Here is a 312-nt window from a genome sequence, read left to right as displayed (position 1 = left end):
AGGTGTCGATGTTGGGGGTGGTTGAGCGGGAGTGGGTGGTGGGTGCGGGGCGTGGTGTGGTGCGTGGGTTGTCGGGTGGTTCGGTGGTGGAGGGGTTTGTGGCGCGGGTGGCGGAGTCGCCGGGTGCGGTGGCTGTGGTGTGTGGTGATGTGTCGTTGACGTATGGGGAGTTGGAGGCTCGGGCGGGGCGGTTGGCTCGGGTGTTGGTGGGGCGTGGTGTGGGTGTGGAGTCGCGGGTGGGGTTGTTGTTGGAGCGGTCGGTTGATGTGGTGGTGGCGATGTTGGCGGTGGTGAGGGCGGGGGGTGTGTATG

1 protein-coding gene is annotated in these 312 nt (G+C 67.3%); it reads left to right on the top strand.

The annotated features are described in order from the left end of the window. Nucleotides 1-8: 8 nt before the first annotated feature. Nucleotides 9-312, top strand: a 304-nt coding sequence (locus tag IF11_RS37520; protein WP_244888292.1) for an AMP-binding protein, incomplete at its 3' end; no start/stop codon positions are given.

The sequence above is a fragment of the Streptomyces scopuliridis RB72 genome (assembly GCF_000718095.1).
GTDB lineage: Bacteria > Actinomycetota > Actinomycetes > Streptomycetales > Streptomycetaceae > Streptomyces > Streptomyces scopuliridis.
The sequence above is the reverse complement of the archived record's forward strand: the minus strand, read 5'-3'. Positions and strand labels throughout refer to the sequence as shown.